This is a genomic window from Actinomycetota bacterium (assembly GCA_035536535.1).
GTDB lineage: Bacteria > Actinomycetota > JAICYB01 > JAICYB01 > JAICYB01 > DATLNZ01.
In genome coordinates, this window is the sequence record DATLNZ010000079.1 from 1 (window position 1) to 2,288 (window position 2,288).

2 protein-coding genes are annotated in these 2,288 nt (G+C 70.1%); both read left to right on the forward strand.

Annotation, left to right across the window (positions count from 1 at the left end):
- Nucleotides 1–1,281: FAD-dependent oxidoreductase (locus VNE62_05190; GenBank protein HVE91676.1), on the forward strand; the 1,281-nt coding region annotated here is incomplete at its 5' end.
- Between the two features lie 77 nt (nt 1,282–1,358).
- Nucleotides 1,359–2,204 carry a L,D-transpeptidase family protein gene (locus tag VNE62_05195; protein HVE91677.1) on the forward strand — a complete coding sequence of 282 codons (846 nt, stop codon included), beginning with the start codon at nt 1,359–1,361 and terminating at the stop codon, nt 2,202–2,204.
- Nucleotides 2,205–2,288: the final 84 nt, after the last annotated feature.

The window sequence follows — 2,288 nt, forward strand, 5'->3', positions numbered from 1 at the left end:
CTGGTCGCCTACGACCTGCTCGCCGCAGGGTCCGGCGCGTCCCGGCACCGGAGGCTCGACCAACCGGGGGCCCGCCAGCTGGCGTGGGCTCTCGGCCCCCACGTGACCGGCGCCTACTGCTATCCGGACGCCCGCACGGACGACGCTCGGCTGGTCTGGACGATCGCGCGCACAGCCGGGGAGATGGGAGCGGTGGTCGCCAACCACGCGCCGGTGCTCGAGCTGCTGCGGGACACCCGCGGCAGAGCCTCCGGCGCTGTGGTATCCGACGTGGAAACCGGCGAGCCGGTCCACGTGCGAGCCCGCGTCGTGGTGAACGCCTCCGGTGTGTGGGTGGACGAGGTGCGCCGGCTGGAGGATCCGGCGGAGCTGGCGGGGGTGCGTCCGGCGAAAGGCATCCACCTGACCTTCCCCGCGTCGGCTATCCGGACGACGGCGGCGATGCTGCTTCCGGCCGGAGACGGCCGCTACGTCTTCGTCATCCCGTGGGTGGACTCGACGGTGATCGTCGGGACGACAGACGACGACTACACCGGACCCCTCGACTCCCCCACCGCGCTGCCGCAGGAGGTGTCGTACCTCATCGACACCGTCAACTCCTACGTCGATCCACCCGTCGGACAGCAGGACGTCCTTTCGGCGTGGGCGGGGTTGCGCCCGTTGATCCAGAAACCGGGCCGCCGGCTCAAGGAGCTGTCGCGGCGTCACAGCGTCACTATCGGCTCGGCCGGAGTCGTCACCGTCGCCGGCGGCAAGCTCACCACCTACAGGACGATGGCCGCGGAGGCGGTGGACGCAGCCGCCGAGTCGGCCGGTCTCGGCACAATCCGCGCGTCGCGCACCTCACGCATCCGGCTGTCGGGGGCCGGGGAAGCCGTCCCGGACGAACGCGTCGTGGCCGCGGCAGCGAAGCTGGGACTGGACTCCGCCCACCAGCTCCGGCTGCACCGCCGGTACGGCACACATGCGCTGGACGTGCTGGACCTCGCCGAACGCGAACCAGAGCTGGTGGAGCCGCTGCATCCCCACCTGCCCTACCTCCTCGCGGAGGCCGCCTATGCGATCGAGTTCGAGTCGGCACGCAGGCCCAACGACGTCCTCGGCCACAGGCTCAGGGCTCGGATCACCTCGCCGGACGGGGGCCGCGCCGCGGCGGCCTGGGTGAGCTCGCGGTTGGCGATGACCCTGGCGTGGGACGAGCGGACGCGGGCGATGCATATGTCCGGTTATGACCGACTCGTAGCTTCCGAGAGGAGCGTTCGGGACGTCTTGAATCCTTAGATACCCGCAGGTCAGCTCCATTTATCCCAGAACATTCGCTCGTTTAAACGTGCGCCGGGCACGGGAACGAACGCCCCATGCGGCCCCTGCGACTCGTTGGTTTCATGGCGGTGGCTGCCACCTTCGCGATCGTCTCCTGTGGGCCGGCTCCCGCTCCCACCCGAGCGACGTCCCCCAAGCAGGTCAAGTCAGAGCCGGCGGTCGGACAGGGTCGGCCCCGGGTCCGGACGCAGGCGGCTGTCTCGCGACTCCCGGCCGCTCGTCGGGTACAGCCGGTGGCGAAGGCCCCGGCTCCGGTCCGCAGCGCTCCCGCCACCCCCGTCGCGGCATCTGCTGCCGCCGCGCCCCGCATCGACGCCAAGGCCCTGCAACACCGGCTTTCCTCGCTTGGCTACTGGCTCGGTGAACCGGACGGCCAGCTGGGCGGACTCACCCGCCAGGCGATCTTCGCCTTCCAGAAGACACGCGGCCTGCCACGGGACGGAAAGGTCTCACCCGAGCTGATCGAGGCACTGAAGGCGGTGTCGGCGCCCGAACCGCGGAGCCGGACCGGGGACCTAGTCGAGATCGACAAGGGGCGCCAGCTGATGTTCGTCGTCCGCGATGGCCGCGTTCTGTGGACCTTCAACGTGAGCACCGGCACGGACAAGCCGTACGAGGACGAGGACCGTCGCAAGCAGACCGCCCACACGCCGGAAGGGCGCTGGATATTCGAACGCCAGCTCCACGGACTTCGGGAGGCCGACCTGGGGGACATCTGGAGCCCGAAGTACTTCGCCCCTGGGGGCGTCGCCCTGCACGGGTCGGAGTCGGTCCCGGCGCACCCGTCGTCGCACGGCTGCGTCCGCATCTCGATCCCGGCGATCAACTACATCTGGGAAAAGGGACTGGCGCCGCTGGGCTCGACGATCTGGGTGTACTAGGGCTCAGCACTCAAGTCAGTTGTGCGTCTTGTGCGGGCCCGCCTGCTCTGCAGTCCTCGCTGGCGCGCCGCTCCGCGCCGCTGG